General features: G+C 66.4%; 13 protein-coding genes. 5 read left to right on the plus strand and 8 right to left on the minus strand.

All coding sequences use genetic code 11. The annotated features are described in order from the left end of the window. The first annotated feature begins 6 nt into the window (after positions 1-6). Genes ACIPPQ_RS12595 through ACIPPQ_RS12605 form a run of 3 tightly spaced genes read left to right on the plus strand, consistent with a single transcriptional unit; the run spans position 7 to position 3,567 of the window. Entirely contained in the window at positions 7-1,221 is a 1,215-nt protein-coding gene (locus ACIPPQ_RS12595; protein ID WP_446544429.1) for a hypothetical protein, read from the plus strand. Between the two features lie 58 nt (positions 1,222-1,279). Then, entirely contained in the window at positions 1,280-2,203 is a 924-nt protein-coding gene (locus tag ACIPPQ_RS12600) for a hypothetical protein (RefSeq protein ID WP_446544430.1), read from the plus strand. Further along, the gene (locus ACIPPQ_RS12605) at positions 2,200-3,567 is read left to right on the plus strand and encodes a sensor histidine kinase (protein ID WP_446544431.1); all 1,368 of its coding nucleotides are present in this window, start codon (positions 2,200-2,202) and stop codon (positions 3,565-3,567) included. The genes ACIPPQ_RS12600 and ACIPPQ_RS12605 overlap by 4 nt, the downstream gene beginning before the upstream one ends. A gap of 59 nt (positions 3,568-3,626) precedes the next feature. Here the strand turns inward: ACIPPQ_RS12605 and ACIPPQ_RS12610 are convergent, their stop codons facing one another. Next, positions 3,627-4,910 carry a citrate synthase gene (locus ACIPPQ_RS12610; protein WP_327454643.1) on the minus strand — a complete coding sequence of 428 codons (1,284 nt, stop codon included), beginning with the start codon at positions 4,908-4,910 and terminating at the stop codon, positions 3,627-3,629. 38 nt (positions 4,911-4,948) lie between these two features. Beyond that, positions 4,949-6,415: a glutamate--tRNA ligase gene (gene gltX, locus ACIPPQ_RS12615; protein WP_446544432.1), complete on the minus strand. Its 1,467-nt coding sequence runs from the start codon at positions 6,413-6,415 to the stop codon at positions 4,949-4,951. 136 nt (positions 6,416-6,551) lie between these two features. On the opposite strand from gltX, the gene ACIPPQ_RS12620 reads away from it, so the two are divergent. Then, complete coding sequence (locus ACIPPQ_RS12620) at positions 6,552-8,633, plus strand: ComEC/Rec2 family competence protein (protein WP_446544433.1); 2,082 nt, start codon at positions 6,552-6,554, stop codon at positions 8,631-8,633. Here ACIPPQ_RS12620 and lexA read toward each other — a convergent pair. From lexA to moaC, 3 genes are all read right to left on the minus strand, one after another. Continuing rightward, on the minus strand, positions 8,587-9,270 hold the full coding sequence (lexA, locus tag ACIPPQ_RS12625) for a transcriptional repressor LexA (protein ID WP_446544434.1): 684 nt from the start codon (positions 9,268-9,270) through the stop codon (positions 8,587-8,589). The two genes, ACIPPQ_RS12620 and lexA, sit on opposite strands and share 47 nt — an antisense overlap. A 77-nt stretch (positions 9,271-9,347) precedes the next feature. Next, positions 9,348-10,538 (minus strand): molybdopterin molybdotransferase MoeA, encoded by a 1,191-nt coding sequence (locus ACIPPQ_RS12630; RefSeq protein WP_446544435.1) that lies wholly within the window; start codon positions 10,536-10,538, stop codon positions 9,348-9,350. Then, the gene (gene moaC, locus ACIPPQ_RS12635) at positions 10,535-11,008 is read right to left on the minus strand and encodes a cyclic pyranopterin monophosphate synthase MoaC (RefSeq protein WP_446544436.1); all 474 of its coding nucleotides are present in this window, start codon (positions 11,006-11,008) and stop codon (positions 10,535-10,537) included. The genes ACIPPQ_RS12630 and moaC overlap by 4 nt, the downstream gene beginning before the upstream one ends. Positions 11,009-11,296: 288 nt before the next feature. Here moaC and catB point away from each other — a divergent pair, with 288 nt between their 5' ends. After that, on the plus strand, positions 11,297-11,935 hold the full coding sequence (catB, locus tag ACIPPQ_RS12640; protein ID WP_446544437.1) for a type B chloramphenicol O-acetyltransferase: 639 nt from the start codon (positions 11,297-11,299) through the stop codon (positions 11,933-11,935). A gap of 80 nt (positions 11,936-12,015) precedes the next feature. Here catB and trpC read toward each other — a convergent pair whose 3' ends face one another. From trpC to ACIPPQ_RS12655, 3 genes are read right to left on the minus strand one after another with little or no spacing between them, the layout of a single operon-like run. Beyond that, a complete protein-coding gene (gene trpC / locus ACIPPQ_RS12645) occupies positions 12,016-12,801 on the minus strand; it encodes an indole-3-glycerol phosphate synthase TrpC (protein ID WP_446544438.1) in 786 nt (261 codons plus the stop codon). Further along, on the minus strand, positions 12,798-13,796 hold the full coding sequence (gene trpD, locus ACIPPQ_RS12650) for an anthranilate phosphoribosyltransferase (RefSeq protein ID WP_446544439.1): 999 nt from the start codon (positions 13,794-13,796) through the stop codon (positions 12,798-12,800). Before trpD ends, trpC begins: the two co-directional genes overlap by 4 nt. Then, positions 13,793-14,383, minus strand: coding sequence for an anthranilate synthase component II (locus ACIPPQ_RS12655; protein WP_327454658.1), 591 nt, complete (start codon positions 14,381-14,383; stop codon positions 13,793-13,795). Before ACIPPQ_RS12655 ends, trpD begins: the two co-directional genes overlap by 4 nt. Positions 14,384-14,464: the final 81 nt, after the last annotated feature.

A 14,464-nucleotide genomic window follows, 5' to 3' on the forward strand; every position in this document is an offset into this window, starting at 1 on the left:
GCGCCGATGGCTCTGATTGCGCTGGTCGGCGCCAGCGAAACGCTGCCCGACGGGTCGCTTCGCGCGCTCGTCACGGTCGCGGGCGAAACGCTGATCGAGCGGCAGGCCGCGCGCCTTTCCGACGTCGGTGTGACGCACATCGCCGTTGCAGTGGGTGCGGTTCCTGCAGAGTTGCTTGCGACTTGCGATCGCATTCGCCGCCGCGGCGTCAAGGTGACCCCCGTGCGGGCCGCGCCCGACCTGATGGGGCTGGTAGAGGGTGACGACCGGATCATCCTCGTCGCCGACGGGCTTCGCGCGGGCGGAACGCATTATGCGGCGATTGCCCGGCCCGGATCGTCTGCAATCCTCGTCACCGGCGACACCCCGCTGACGCAGACATTCGAACGGATCGATGCGACGCGCCGCTGGGGCGGGCTTGCGTGTATTTCGGATACGATGGTCGCCGAACTCGCCGCGATGCCCGGCGAGTGGGACATGATGCTCACCTTGCTACGGCTCGCGGTGCAATCGAGCGCACGACGGCTCTATTGCGAACCTGCGCTGTTCGAGCAGGGCGAGATCGCGATCGTTACCGACCGTCCGACCGCGGCGCTGATCGAACAGTCGAGCCTGCAACAGGTCGAATATGGCGGCATGGGACTGGGCCGATCGGCGATCATGATGCCGCTGATCCGGCTCGCGGGGCCGCTGATCGTCAAGTCGCCGAAGACCGCACGCTATTTGCCCTACGTCACTGCCCTTTTGTGGGTTGCGGTCGGCTTGCTCGCCGCGAGCGGGCTGGCGGCGGCGGGGGCGATGGTGGCGATACTCGGCGGGCTGGCGCTGGCGGCGATGCGCTTCCTGTCAGCCTTTCGCGCCGAAAGCGCGGCGCAGGACCGCGCGCGCGACGTGATCCGGGGCTTTGCGTGGGTGCTGCTCGCGATCTTCCCCTGGCTGTTGTCGCTCGCCGGTCCGGAGCACAAGATGCCGCCATTTTCGGAAGCAGCGCTGGCGCCATGCCTCGCCGCGACGATCCTGCTGGCACGCTCGCTGTACGAGGATTCGGGTGAGAAGAGGCGCTTCCACTGGCTGCTTCCCGACGCCGATCAGGCGTGGATATTGCTGGCGCCCGCCCTGCTGTTCGGCTTCGCGCCGCTGATGTTCGCGATCCTGCCGCTGCTCGCGCTGTTCCAGATCCTGCTCTGGCTGCGGCTCGCGCGGCGCCCGGAAGCGCGCTAGAACAATGGCCTTGAAGGTTTAAGGCCTATTAACGCCATGCTGTTATTGGCGGATGCGCATGAGTGAATCCGTCTCCTCGCCCGGCATCGATCCGCCGTCGCCGACACTGTCGGCGCGCCTGCGCGAGCTGGCGGATTATTTCGCCGCACCCGCGGCAGGGCGGCTGACCGAGGAGCAGCGTGCGTTGTCCTTGGGGATCGCGCGTCGGCTGGTCGTCGAAGTCGCCGCGCGCCTCGACCCTGGAATCGATCCTGCTGGTTTGTGGAACGCGTGGCTGCGCGGCGGATTGCCGTGTGCGGCGCGGCTCGCGGGCATCTGTTTCGCGCGCGCCGAAGAGCACCGCTGGCGCGAGCAATCGGTGCAGCGGTCGACCCCGCCGCCTATTCTGTCCGAACCGGCCGCGTCGATCGCCGAGGCGCCAACGGTCGTCGAGACGCTGTCCGATGTCGAGCGAGCCTATCTGGCGCTTCAGATCGCCGATCGACGCCGGTTCGATGCCTTGGGCAATCCGGCGCTGGCCGTTGCGGACATCGGCGAAGACATTTTCCGTGCGCTCTTGCTCGACATCGCGGCCTGGCGGCTGGCCGAAGTGGCCAAGGACGGAAAACGAGCCCGCGAACTGGGCGAGGCAGTGCGATCCGCAACCGAGCGGCAGGGGCACGAAACGGGAATCACCGGCGCGGGCGCCGCCTATAGCGAAGCGCTGGGTGCCGCACGGCCCGATGCGGCGGCTGCCGCGATCGCACGGCACGACTGGCCGACGCTGATCGCGCTCGCCGCAGCGTCGCATCGCCGCGCCTATGATGATATGGCTGTCGCGCTGATGACCGCCGAGACCGCCGCGTTGCCGTCGCTGCTGGCGCCACTCCGTCTCGATCACGCTGCGCTCGCGCCGCTCGAGGCGTCGCTCGCGATGTTGCCGGCGCGCGCGGTGAGCGGGGCGGATTTTGCAGATTTTCCTGCGCCGGGACGGGCGCAATGAGCGAACGCGTCATCCGGGGCCGGATCGACCGGACGGGAGCGCTGGTGAGTGCCGACGCGCCGCTGCTGCGCTTGCAGCAGCGCGCGGGCGCCGGGCTCGACAAGCCACTGGCGCTGCCGCATCTCGCGCGTCTCGTGACGCTGGCGCAGCGGCTGCACCGCGACATCAGCCGCCCGCTTTACGCGGCCGACGACCATAGCGACATCCACGCACTCGTGCGCATCACGCCCGATGCCGACGGTGCGAGCCTCGAGATTACCGACTGGCGCACCCGTCCGCTCGCACAGCCGCAAATTCCGGCGATCGGCGATAGCGCCGCCGCTCCGCAAGGCTGGACGTGGGAATGCGACCAGCAATTGCGCATCGTTGCGCTGCGCGCCGCAACCGACGCGCCGCCGATCCCCGACGGTTGGGAGGCGCGATCGCTTTCGGAACTGTTCGAACTCCAACCCGACGAAGACGGGCGCTTCCCGGTGCTGCGTGCGCTGGCTCGGCAATCGCGCTTCGACGGACAGCGCGTCCGGGTGGCCGATATGGCGATGAGCCTGTCCGGTGAAGCCCTGTTCGACGCCACCGGCCGTTTCACCGGCTTCCGCGGCCTTGCTGTCGTTGTCGATAAGCAGTCGTCGGCCGAACCCAAGGCGGGCGGGGCGCTGGTCGATCCGGCTTTCGGGTCGCTCCCCTTGTCCGATCCGCAGTTCGGACGCCGCATCGATGGCGCGCTGCGCGGGCCGCTGAGCCGCATCATTGCGACGGCCGAGACGATTTCAGGGCAGTTCGACGGCCCGATCCGGGCCGACTACGCACGTTACGCCGGCGATATCGCCCACGCCGGGCGTCACCTGCTCGGCCTTGTCGATGACCTCGCCGACCTGCAGAATATCGAACGGCCCGGCTTCAAGGCCGCGCGCGACGAAATCGACCTTGGCGACCTTGCGCGGCGCGCGGTCGGCCTGCTCGGGATGAAGGCCGAGGAAAAAGGCATTCGGATCGACGCACCGCGTACCGACGACCGCGCGCCGGCGACGGGCGAATTCCGGCGCGTGCTGCAGGTTCTGCTCAACCTCCTCGGTAATGCGATCCGCTATTCGCCCGACGATTCGCAAATCTGGATCCGTGTCGACCGCGAAGGCGACCGCGCGACGGTGACCGTAGCCGATCAGGGGCAGGGCATCGACGCCGACCAGCAGGCGGTTGTGTTCGAAAAGTTCGAGCGGCTGGGTCGCACCGACAGCGGGGGCTCGGGCCTCGGCCTCTATATCGCCCGCCGTCTGGCGCGCGCTATGGACGGCGACCTCACCGTCGACAGCGCGCCGGGGCAGGGCGCGCGCTTCACGCTGAGCCTCCCGGCGCGCGACGCCTGAATCGAAACGGCGGCGCAGTTGCCTGCACCGCCGTTCGAAAAACGTCCGGGAACTTCAGCTTAGCGCTTGTCGACCGGGACAAACGGACGGTGCGTCGGGCCGGTGTAAAGCTGGCGCGGACGGCCGATCTTCTGCGCGGGATCCGAAATCATTTCGTTCCACTGTGCGACCCAGCCGACGGTGCGGGCGAGGGCGAACAGCGCGGTGAACATCGTCGTCGGGAAACCGATCGCCGACAGGATCACACCCGAATAGAAATCGACGTTCGGGAACAGCTTCTTCTCGACGAAATAGGGATCGCTCAGCGCCATTTCTTCGAGCTGCAGCGCGACTTCGAACACGGGGTCGTTGACCTTCAGCGCGTCGAATACCTCGCGCACGGTCTTCTGCATCACGGTCGCGCGCGGGTCGTAATTCTTATAGACGCGATGGCCAAAGCCCATAAGGCGGAACGGATCGTCCTTGTCCTTCGCGCGCGCGATATATTCGGGAATGCGTTCCGGACGGCCGATTTCGCGCAGCATGTTGAGCGCGGCTTCGTTCGCACCGCCGTGCGCGGGGCCCCAGAGGCAGGCGATGCCCGCCGCGATGCACGCGAAGGGATTCGCACCCGACGAACCCGCGAGACGCACGGTTGAGGTCGACGCATTCTGCTCATGATCGGCGTGGAGGATGAAGATGCGGTCGAGAGCACGCTCGACGGCGGGAACAACCTCATATTCTTCGGCGGGCACGCCAAAGGTCATGCGCAGGAAATTGCCGGTGTAGCTCAGCTTGTTGTCGGGATAGACGAACGGCTGGCCGACCGAATATTTATACGCCATCGCGGCGATCGTCGGCATCTTGGCGATCAGGCGGTGGCTGGCGATCATCCGCTGGTGCGGATCGTGGATCTCGGTCGAGTCGTGGTAGAAGGCCGAAAGCGCGCCCACGACGCCGCACATGACGGCCATCGGATGTGCGTCGCGGCGGAAACCACGGTAGAAGGTCGCGAGCTGTTCGTGCAGCATCGTGTGGCGGGTGATCGTGTTGTCGAAGTCCGCCAGTTCCTGCGCATTCGGCAGTTCGCCGTTGAGCAGCAGATAGCAGGTTTCCATGAAGCTCGAATGTTCGGCGAGGTCGCCGATGGCGTAACCGCGGTGGAGCAACACGCCTTCGTCGCCGTCGATGTAGGTAATCTGCGATTCACAGCTCGCGGTCGAGGTGAAGCCCGGATCGTAAGTGAACGCGCCGGTCTGCGCATAGAATTTGCGGATATCGACGACATCGGGGCCGACGGTGCCCGACAGGACAGGGCTGTCGACGGTCTTGTCGCCCAGCGTGATTTTCGCGGTGTCGGTCATATTTTATTCCCTGTACTGACGGCGGGGAGAGAGAGTGGCTACGCCCCTGCCGGATAATGTTGCGCTGCGTCAAGTCGAGCCAGACTGACATCTCGTCCGAGCAACAGCAGCACGTCGAAAATTCCCGGGGAAACGGTTCGGCCGGTTAGTGCAGCGCGTAGCGGTTGCGCCAACTTACCGAGCCCCAATTCGGCGGCTTCGGCTTCGGCGCGCACGGCAGCGTCCAGCTCTTCTGTTGTCCAGTCGTTCAGCCCGCGCAGCCGCTCTGTCACCGCGGCAAGCAAGCCTTCGGGCGCGCCCTTTAGCACTTCGATTGCCTTTTCGTCCACCGGCAACGGGTCCGGCTGGAACAGGAAGGTCGCGCCATCGGCGATTTCGTCGAGCGTCTTGGCGCGCGGTTTGAGCGCTTCCATTGCACGCGTCAGCAGGTCGCGATCGGCATCGCCGAGCGCGCGGCCGACGAGTTTCTCGACGCGCGGGGCGACGAGGCCGGCGAGGCGTGCATCGTCGGCTTCGCGGATATAGTGGCCGTTGAGATTCTCGAGCTTCTTGAAATCGAAGCGCGACGGCGAGCGGCCGACATGATCGAGGTCGAACCACTCCGTGGCCTGTTCGCGGCTGATGATCTCGTCGTCGCCATGCCCCCAGCCAAGACGAAGGAGATAATTGTTCACCGCTTCGGCGAGATAGCCCATCTCGTCGCGGTACGCGTCGACCCCGAGCGCGCCGTGGCGCTTCGACAGCTTTGCGCCGTCGGCGCCGTGGATCAGCGGGACATGCGCATAAACCGGCTCGCGCCAGCCCATCGCGCGGATCAGCGCCAGCTGGCGGAAGGCGTTGTTGAGATGGTCGTCGCCGCGGATCACGTGCGTCACGCCCATGTCATTGTCGTCGACAACGACGCTCAGCATATATGTCGGCGTGCCGTCGCTGCGCAGCAGGATGAAATCGTCGAGTTCGGCATTCTGGACGGTGACGTCCCCTTGGACCTTGTCGGCAATCGTCACCGCACCCTCCTGCGGTGCGCGCAGACGAATGACGTGCGGCACCGACGGGGCGCCGTCGTCGCGGTCGCGCCAGGGGCTGCGGACGCGGAAGGGCAGGCGCTTTTCCTGTGCTTCAGCGCGCATCGCGGCGAGCTCGTCCTGCGTCAGGTAGCAGCGATAGGCTTCGCCTTTCGCGAGCAGTTCATGCGCAACCTCGGCGTGCCGCGGTGCACGCGCGAACTGGAACACCGTTTCGCCGTCCCAGTCGAGGTCGAGCCACTGCATCCCGTCGAGAATCGCGTCGATCGCCGCATCGGTCGACCGGGCGCGGTCGGTATCCTCGATGCGCAGCAGGAATTTGCCGCCGTGATGGCGCGCGAACAGCCAGTTGAACAGCGCGGTGCGCGCGCCGCCGATGTGCAGATAGCCGGTCGGCGAGGGCGCGAAGCGCGTCACCACGTCGGCGCCGGTCGCTTCGGTCGTCGCTCCAGCCACTTTGGTTTGGTTTTCGGTTGCCACTACGGCCTCTTTCACTCACTTTGCCGCTCAGTCGGGCGGGATCGGGGGTGCCCCTAGCATGGCGACAGGGCCGCTTCAAACGCCCATTGTGCGAGATCGGGGCCGTCGCCGGTATCGGATCGCCGATGCGCTCGAAATGCGGCTGGAGGCCGAACGCGAGCGGATCGGGCTGTGGCTGCCCGTCACGCTGGGCGCCGGCATCGCGGCATGGTTCGCGCTTCCGTCGATGACGCATTGGATCGGGCTGCTCCTGCTCCTCGCTGGCGGCTTGCTTGGCGGCCTGTTGCTGGGCTGGTCGAGTCGCCTTGGGCGCGCGGTAGCCGTCGCCTGCGGCGTGATGGCGGTCGGGATGCTGCTCATCTGGGCGCGCGCGCTCTGGGTGTCCGCGCCGGTTCTGGCGGCGCCGGTTGTGACCGAGTTTTCGGCGATCGTCGATCGCGTCGAGCCTCTGCCCGCGAAGGGGCAGCTGCGCATCCTCGCGCTGCCGCAGCGGCGGAGCGATTTGCCCCCGCGCGTGCGGCTCACCCTGCGCAGCGAACAGGCGGTAGATCTGGTCGATGGTGAGACGATCGGCGTGCGTGCCCGGTTGATGCCGCCGCCGACCGCGAGCCTGCCCGGCGGTTATGATTTCGCGCAGCGCGCTTGGTTCGATCGCATCGGCGCGGTGGGAACCGTGCTGGGAGAGGTTTCGCGGGCGCCGGGCAGTGGACGCGCCGCGCCGCCGCTGCGCGCGCGATTGAGCGCGCATATCCACGGCCAGGTCGAGGGATCGGCGGGCGGCATCGCGGCCGCGCTCGTGACGGGGGATCGCGGCGCGATCAGCCAAGCGGACGAGGAAGCGATGCGGCGCAGCGGCCTTGCGCACCTTCTGTCGATCAGCGGGCTGCATGTGACTGCGGTGGTCGGCTTTGCGATGCTGCTGACGATGCGCCTTCTCGCGCTCAATCGCCGGCTCGCACTCGCGGGTTATGTCCTGCCGCTTGCCGCCGCAGCCGGTGCGCTTGCGGGAGGGGGATATACGCTCCTTGCAGGGGCGGAGGTTCCGACGCTGCGATCCTTCATCGCCGCGCTTCTCGTGCTGATCGCCTTCCTGATGGGGCGCGAGGCGCTCACATTGCGGCTCGTCGCGGCGGGGGCGCTGATCGTGCTGATCTGGCGCCCCGAATCGCTTGCCGGGCCGAGTTTTCAACTCAGTTTCGCGGCGGTTACCGCCATCATTGCGCTTCACGAGAGCCGCGCAATGCGGGTGTTCCTTGCGCGCCGCGAAGAGCCGTGGCTATTCCGGCTGGGGCGCGGGGTTGCGGGGCTGCTGATCACCGGTTTGGTCGTCGAAGTCGCGCTCGCGCCGATCGCGCTGTTCCACTTTCACAAGGCGGGGCTCTATGGCGCGCTTGCCAATGTCGTCGCAATCCCGCTCACGACATTCGTCATCATGCCGGCCGAGGCGCTCGCGCTGCTATTCGACAGCGTTGGCCTCGGCGCTCCCTTCTGGTGGGTCACCGAACAGGCGCTGCAACTGCTGATCGGCCTTGCGCACGGCGTCGCCGAGGCGCCCGGTGCTGTCGCCATGCTGCCCAGCTTCCCGTCATGGGGTTTTGCGCTGGCTGTTTTTGGGGGGCTCTGGATCCTGCTCTGGCAAACTCGCTGGCGGCGGGCGGGGATTGTTCCGCTGGTCATCGGAGCGGCTGCCCTGCTCGCCCAGCCGCGCCCCGACCTACTCGTCACCGGGGACGGCCGCCATATCGCCGCCGCGCTTCCCGGTGGCAGCTACGCGCTGCTCCGCGATCGCGCCGGTGACTATATTCGTGATACGATGACGGAGGCGGCGGGTGTCGATGCGCCCCTCGGCGCGCTGGCCGAGCTCGATCATGTCGAATGCAACCGCGATTTTTGCCGCTGGAGCCAGGGCGAAGGCGCTGTGCGGCGCGTCATTCTCGCCACGCGCGGCCGCGACCGGATCGAGGGCGCCGACATGGCGGCCGCCTGTGCTGCCGCCGATGTCGTGGTCAGCGATCGCTGGCTACCGCGCGAATGCGTGGGCCGCTGGATGACGATCGATCGCGACAGTCTCGCCGAAACCGGCGGGCTGGCGCTCTATCTGGGCGAAACGCCCGAAGCCGTCGCCGCGCTCAAGGCGGGCGACGAACATCCGTGGCGCTTGCCGCCGCAACTTAGTGGTAACGACGAAGCAGTCCCGACAGCCGACCTTGCACGATAACGCGCTCGGCGGGGTAGCGCTGCGGTTCATAGGCGCTGTTCGCGGGATCGAGCCGGATCATCCGGCCTTCGCGGCGGAAATATTTGAGCGTCGCATCCTGTCCGTCGACGAGCGCGACGACGATATCACCCTCGCGCGCGGTGCTCGCCTTCTGGATCAGCGCATAATCGCCGTCGAAAATGCCCGCCTCGACCATCGAGTCGCCCGAGACTTCTAGCGCATAATGTTCGCCAGAGCCGAGAAGCGCAGCAGGAACAGCGAGATTGTTGTGATCCTCGAACGCCTCGATCGGCACGCCCGCGGCGATCTTGCCGTGGAGCGGAACCTCGACGATGTCGTTCGCCGCGATCGGACGCAGCGCGGGAGCGGGTTTGCGGAGCGGAACGATATTGTCGCGATCATCGCGCACGGCTGGCTTAGCGGCGTCGGGAACCTTGAGCACCTCGAGCGCGCGCGCGCGGTTGGGAAGGCGGCGGAGGAATCCCCTTTCTTCCAAAGCACTTATCAGCCGATGTATACCCGATTTCGACTTGAGGCCGAGCGCCTCCTTCATCTCCTCGAACGACGGCGAAATGCCGCTGGCGTCGAGCCGTTCCTGGATGAAGTGGAGCAGTTCATGCTGCTTTGCGGTCAACATCGGTCGTTCTCCATGATGGCCTGGATGACGCCCAAGCCGGACATAGGGAGAACGATAGTGGAACAAAGCGGAACTTGTCAAGCGACGGCGATGTAATCCGCCATTTCCCCGGCATCGCGCGCCGGGGCGCCAATCTCGCGGATCAGCAGAGCGTTCGCCGAAGCGAATGGCAGGGTGAGTCCGCTATCCTGCCCGAAAAGCGGGACAAGCTCGCCATTTTCGAGTCGCGCGCGCAGATAATCGCGCCGTGCACCGCCTGCGGACAAGGCCGCGGCGAGCGGCGCGCGGTGCACCACCGGCAGCGGATCGCGCGCGCCGGCGAGATGCCGGACCAGCGGCAGCAGGAACATGGTCGCGGTGACGAACGCCGACGAAGGGTTGCCGGGAAGGCCGAGCAGGATCGCGTCGCCGAGCCTGCCGGCGATCACGGGTTTGCCGGGGCGCATCGCGATGCGCCAGAAATCGAGGCTTCCGCCCGCCGCTTCGAGCGCGGCGCGGACATGATCATGGTCACCGACCGAGGCGCCGCCGACGGTGACGATGACGTCGTGACGTCGCGCCAGTTCCTTGAGAACATGAGCGAGTTTTTCCCGGTCATCGGGGATGTGATGCGGCAGGACCGGATCGGCGACGTCGCCCGCGAGCATCGCCGCGAGCATCGCGCCATTGCTGTCGGGGATCTGGCCGGGGGCGAGTTCGCGCCCCGGCTGCACGAGCTCGTCACCCGTGGTCACGATCGCGACGCGCGGGCGCATGCCGACGGCGAGTTGTCCTGCACCGCTCATCGCCGCCGCGGCGATCGCGCCGGGCGTCAGCCGGGTCCCGGCGGGCAGCAGGCAATCCCCCGCGGCGAAATCGATCGCGCGCGCGCGGATATGGCGCCCGCGCGAACCCGGCCCGTCGCCGGTGAGAAGGAGTTGCCCGCCCGACAGCGCGACATCTTCCTGCACGATCACGGTATCGGCGCCCTCTGGCAGCATTGCCCCGGTAAAGATGCGCACCGCGTGGCCTACGTCGACGTGCAGCGCGGGCACCGAACCGGCGGCCACCTCACCGATGACGTGCCAGGGGCCCGGCAAATCGTCGAAGCGAATCGCATAACCGTCCATCGCCGACAGGGCGACCGCGGGCTGGTCGCGCAAAGCCCGGACATCGTGCGAAAGATATCGTCCAAGCGATTCGGAAAGCGCGATATTTTCGCTTCCAAGCGATTCGCGTAGTGCGAGCAGCCGCGCCTGCGCTTCTTCGACCGGAAGCAGGCCGCTCATGCGGCGCGCCAGTCGCCCGAACGGCCACCGCTCTTTTCGATGAGGCGGATATCGCCGAGCACCATCGCACGATCGAGTGCCTTCGCCATGTCGTAGAGCGTCAGAAGCGCGACCGAAGCAGCGGTGAGCGCCTCCATCTCGACGCCCGTCGGCCCACTTGTCTGCGCAACAGCTGTGACCGCGATGCCATTGTCTTCCCATGCAAAATCAACACAGACCTTAGTCAGCGAAAGCGGATGGCAGAGCGGAATGAGGTCGGCGGTGCGCTTGGCGGCCATGATCCCGGCGATCCGCGCGGTCGACAGCACGTCGCCCTTGGGCGCGTTGCCGCTGCGGATCGCTTCAAGCGCCTCGGCCGACATGGTGATGCGCCCGCCCGCGACTGCGCGGCGCTGCGTGGCGGGCTTGGCGCCGACATCGACCATATGGGCCGCGCCTGTTTCGTCGAGATGAGTCGGTCTTTTCGTCATGGCGCAAGCCAAGCAATGGCGGGCGGGAAAGGCAAGACGCTTTGGTCGCTTGCCGTCGTTCGAGCGGCGATTGCCCGATGGCAAATTCCGTCGAGGCCTTGCAATCGAGCCGGCATCCGGCGCATGGAGGCGGTATGAAGTCCGCCGACTGTACCATCTGAACCGGCTTTCGCGTTTCGACGCGAGAAGCCTCCGCGCCGGCATGCGCAAAGCGTGCCGGTCCGCGTTCGCACGTGCGGACGCAGGGACCGAAGCCGTTAATCCGGCTCAGATTCGATGGTAACTTCCATGAACAATTTTTTCGAAAGCCCCTTCAAGGGCATCACGCTCGACCGACAGGTCACCAATCCCAACATCGTTGTCGGCCGCTACAGCTATTATTCGGGCTATTATCACGGCCACAGTTTTGACGACTGTGCCCGTTTCCTTTTCCCGGACGCTGGTGTCGACCGGCTCGTTATCGGCAGCTTCTGCTCGATCGGATCGGGGGCAGCCTTCATCATGGCCGGCAATCAGGGGCACCGGAACGACTGGATCAGCACATTTCCCTTCTTCTGGATGCCCGAGGTGGCGGCCTTTGCCGGGGCAGCCAACGGATTTGAGCGCGCTGGCGATACCGTAATCGGAAACGACGTATGGATCGGATCGGAAGCGATTGTAATGCCCGGCGTCAGGGTCGGCGACGGGGCCGTGATCGGGACGCGCGCGGTCGTGACGCGCGATGTGGAACCCTATGCCATCGTTGGCGGCAACCCGGCGAGGGTAATCCGAAAGCGTTTCGACGAGGCGGACATCGCCATGCTGCTCGAACTCGCATGGTGGCATTGGACCGACGATCAGCTTCGCGAGGCGATGCCGATCCTCACCAGCGCGGGTGTCGGGGCGCTTCACGATCATTGGCGTGAGGCGATTGACGGAAAGGTCTAGACTGAACGGATTCGCCTGCCCGTCGCGGCTTTCGAAGTGGACGGGCAGGCGCGTCGCCGAAAAGGCACGCGTGCGGCGCTTCAGCCTTCCAGCAGGGCCTTCGTTGCCGCCGTGACGTCATGCTGACGCATCAGGCTTTCGCCGACAAGGAACGCTTTTACGCCGCTCTCGGCAAGGCGCTGGCAGTCGGCATGGCTCGCGATGCCGCTTTCGCCGACGAGCAGCGTATCGGAAGGAACAAGCTTCGCAAGGCGTTCGGTGACCGCGAGGTCGGTTTCGAAGCTACGCAGGTCGCGGTTGTTCACGCCGATCAGGCGCGACCGGAGCTGTGTCAGCGCGCGGTCGAGCTCGGCCTCGTCATGCACTTCGACGAGCACGTCCATGCCGCGTTCGAACGCCGCGGCTTCGATCTCGCGCATCACGCCATCGTCGAGTGCGGCGACGATGATCAGGATCGCATCGGCGCCGATCGCGCGCGCTTCGGCGACCTGCCAGGGATCGACCATGAAATCCTTGCGGAGCGCGGGGAGGGCGCACGCCGCGCGCGCCGCGACGAGGTAATCCTCATGGCCCTGAAACCAGGGCGCGTCGGTCAGGACCGACAGGCAGGCCGCACCCCCGGCGGCATAGGCTCGCGCATGATCGGCAGGATCAAAATCAGCCCGTATCAGTCCCTTGGACGGCGAAGCTTTTTTCACTTCGGCAATGAGGCCGAAGCCGCTGGCGTCGACCTTCCCCCGCAGCGCGCCGGCAAAACCGCGCACCGGACCGGCGTCGATCGCATCGAGGTCGGAGACGGAGCGGATCGCTCGGCGTTCGGCGACTTCATCGGCCTTGGTGGCAAGAATTTGCGTGAGCTTGTTCATTTATACGCGATCCAGCAGTTGAGCAGTGCGTTGGCGAGGCCCTTGTCGATCGCTTCGGCGGCTTCCTCGACGCCTTCGGGCAGTGTTTCTGCCGCACCTGCGACAACAAGCGCTTCGGCGGCGTTGTAGAGCACCGCGTCGCGATACGCTCCCGGCTCGCCTTCGAGCAGGCAGCGCAGGGCTTTCGCGTTATAGGCCGCATCACCGCCGCGGATTTCGGCGAGCGTGCGCGTGGGAAGGCCGGCATCGGCCGCGACGCTGCGCTGCATCCGCACGCCCTCGGGCGTGACGACCGCGACTTCGTTGCCGCCCGCGAGCGAAAGCTCGTCGAGGCCTTCGTCGCCCGAAATGACGCGCGAATGTTCGGTACCGAGACGGTGCAGCGCCTCGGCATAGACGGGGACATAGGCAGGGCGCGCGATGCCGACCAGCTGGCGCGTGACGCGCGCGGGGTTGGCGAGCGGCCCCATCAGGTTGAAAATCGTGCGGCGGCCGATCGCCTTGCGGATCGGCATGATGCGCTTCATTGCCGGATGCCGGGTGCCCGCGAAGAGGAAGCAGATGCCGAGATCGGCGAGCTGTTCCTCGGCCTGGCGATCGGCGCGTTCCATATCGAGGCCGAGGGCTTCGAGCGTGTCGGCGGCGCCCGATTTCGAAGAAGCCGCACGATTTCCATGCTTTGCGACGGGAACCTCGCACGCCGCAACGACGATCGACACCGCGGTCGAGACGTTGAGCGTGTGATGCCCATCGCCGCCGGTGCCGCAGACGTCGATCGCACCCGCGGGCGCGTCGATCGGGATCAACCGGTCGCGCATAGCCTGCGCCGCGGCGGCGATTTCAACCATCGTTTCGCCGCGGTCGGAAAGGGCGATCAGGAATTCGGTGACCTGTTCGTCGCTCGCGCCGCCGTCGAGCATCGTCGCGAAGGCGTCGGCCGCCTCGTCATGATCGAGCAGCACCGAGGGGTCGGGAAACGGGCCGAAACGGCTCATGCCGCTTTGCGCTCGCCGACCGGCAGCCCCGCGATCTTCAGGAAATTGGCGAGCATCGCATGGCCATGTTCGGTCGCGATGCTTTCTGGGTGGAACTGGACGCCGTGGATCGGCAGGTCGACGTGGCGGAAACCCATCACTGCGCCGTCGTCGCTCGTCGCGTTGATTGCGAGGCTGTCAGGAATGTCGACGACCTCGAGGCTGTGATAGCGCGTCGCCTGAAAGGGCGAGGGCAGGCCAGCGTAAAGCCCGCTGTTGTCGTGGCAGACGGGCGAGGTCTTGCCGTGCATCAGATGGCCGCGCTGGACAGTGCCGCCGAAATGCTGGCCGATCGCCTGATGGCCGAGGCACACGCCGAGCAGCGGACGCCGCGCTTCGGCACAGGCAGCGACGAGATCGAGGCTGATTCCCGCCTCGTTCGGGGTACAGGGGCCCGGCGAGATAAGGATCGCGTCGGCGCCGGTCGCGAGCGCGTCGGCCGCGGTCAGCGCGTCGTTGCGCTCGACGCGCACGTCGACCCCCAACTCGATCAGATAGTGAACGAGGTTGAAGGTGAAGCTGTCATAATTGTCGATGACGAGGATCATGGGGGCGCACTAACGATTTTGCGGGGGTTGGGGAAGGGATAGAAGCTTTTCGAGCGCCAAACTTACCTTCGTCATTCCTGC

The organism is Sphingopyxis sp. LARHCG72, assembly GCF_052871675.1.

What these genes read in the sequence shown, in the direction of transcription:
- trpC (WP_446544438.1), bottom strand. Translation starts at nt 12,801, where the DNA reads ATGAACAAGCTCACGCAAATTCTTGCCACCAAGGCCGATGAAGTCGCC.
- ACIPPQ_RS12610 (WP_327454643.1), bottom strand. Translation starts at nt 4,910, where the DNA reads ATGACCGACACCGCGAAAATCACGCTGGGCGACAAGACCGTCGACAGC.
- lexA (WP_446544434.1), bottom strand. Translation starts at nt 9,270, where the DNA reads ATGTTGACCGCAAAGCAGCATGAACTGCTCCACTTCATCCAGGAACGG.
- trpD (WP_446544439.1), bottom strand. Translation starts at nt 13,796, where the DNA reads ATGAGCCGTTTCGGCCCGTTTCCCGACCCCTCGGTGCTGCTCGATCAT.
- ACIPPQ_RS12655 (WP_327454658.1), bottom strand. Translation starts at nt 14,383, where the DNA reads ATGATCCTCGTCATCGACAATTATGACAGCTTCACCTTCAACCTCGTT.
- ACIPPQ_RS12605 (WP_446544431.1), top strand. Translation starts at nt 2,200, where the DNA reads ATGAGCGAACGCGTCATCCGGGGCCGGATCGACCGGACGGGAGCGCTG.
- catB (WP_446544437.1), top strand. Translation starts at nt 11,297, where the DNA reads ATGAACAATTTTTTCGAAAGCCCCTTCAAGGGCATCACGCTCGACCGA.
- ACIPPQ_RS12600 (WP_446544430.1), top strand. Translation starts at nt 1,280, where the DNA reads ATGAGTGAATCCGTCTCCTCGCCCGGCATCGATCCGCCGTCGCCGACA.
- ACIPPQ_RS12595 (WP_446544429.1), top strand. Translation starts at nt 7, where the DNA reads ATGGCTCTGATTGCGCTGGTCGGCGCCAGCGAAACGCTGCCCGACGGG.
- ACIPPQ_RS12620 (WP_446544433.1), top strand. Translation starts at nt 6,552, where the DNA reads ATGCGGCTGGAGGCCGAACGCGAGCGGATCGGGCTGTGGCTGCCCGTC.
- moaC (WP_446544436.1), bottom strand. Translation starts at nt 11,008, where the DNA reads ATGACGAAAAGACCGACTCATCTCGACGAAACAGGCGCGGCCCATATG.
- ACIPPQ_RS12630 (WP_446544435.1), bottom strand. Translation starts at nt 10,538, where the DNA reads ATGAGCGGCCTGCTTCCGGTCGAAGAAGCGCAGGCGCGGCTGCTCGCA.